The sequence below is a fragment of the Thiorhodococcus minor genome (genome assembly GCF_010820565.1).
In the GTDB taxonomy this organism is placed as follows: domain Bacteria; phylum Pseudomonadota; class Gammaproteobacteria; order Chromatiales; family Chromatiaceae; genus Thiorhodococcus; species Thiorhodococcus minor.
Map to the genome: position 1 here is coordinate 1 of NZ_JAAIJQ010000300.1, position 833 is coordinate 833.

Below are 833 nucleotides of genomic sequence, written 5' to 3' on the forward strand. Positions count from 1 at the left end.
GAGCGTCAGGGCGACCTCTTCAACGACGATTTCGACGATCCGATCTCCTTCTGAAAGACCTCAACGCGGCGGGCCGAGACCCGCCGCAGGCCCCTGCCGCCCCCCACAACGTCCACTTCCCCCGGGGCCACCGGCCCGCCCCCGAAAAAGCGCGTTCATCACCTCACACTCGTCCACCTCCCACCATTGCTTCACCGGAGTGCCTAGGCTGGGAAGGACTCACACTCTCATCGCGAAACAATTCGAGAAACGGGCGGGGAAACAATGTGAGAGACAACAGCCAGCATGGTCAGAGGACTCGCCCAGGTGCTCGCGACCCGTCGCCACGCCGCGCGCAAGCATCCCTATCAGGTCCGCTGGACCAGCAGCCTCTCGACCATGAAGCACACGCTTGTTCGGTTACTGATCGGCACCGTGCATCCTCCAACCACCCTGCTGACGCAGGCCGTCCTCGCGCTTTCCGATGCCGTCGAGGCGGTACGGCCAGACCGACAATTTCCACGCCTCAATCCCGGCAAGCTCAAGCCCGGATTCCACCCGGCGTACTGCCGGACGGCTTAAGTCCATGGCATTGGTGCGACACGAAGTTGCACACGTATTTATCAAGGAGAACAGAGATCTGGTGTTCTGCCACCAGTACCCTACCGGGCCATGCGTCGCGGGTAACTGCGGGGTGTGAAGCGTCCGGGACACTGTAGCCTCCGCCCAGTGGGCGGGCAACCAACCTGCGAAGGGCGGTTGTGACTGCCAGCCTCGCGGTGGTCGGGAGCTGGGGTTGAAGGGGATGGCCAACTCAGGTGAACCGCTGTCGAGCCGTCGTTATTGACAACATG

1 protein-coding gene is annotated in these 833 nt (G+C 62.7%); it reads left to right on the plus strand.

Going from position 1 to position 833, the window contains the following annotated elements:
* Positions 1–285: 285 nt before the first annotated feature.
* Positions 286–561, plus strand: coding sequence for a hypothetical protein (locus G3446_RS27065; protein WP_164456737.1), 276 nt, complete (start codon positions 286–288; stop codon positions 559–561).
* The last annotated feature ends 272 nt before the right edge of the window (positions 562–833 follow it).

Coding starts and splice junctions, on each gene's coding strand:
- G3446_RS27065 (WP_164456737.1), top strand. CDS start 286: ATGGTCAGAGGACTCGCCCAGGTGCTCGCGACCCGTCGCCACGCCGCG.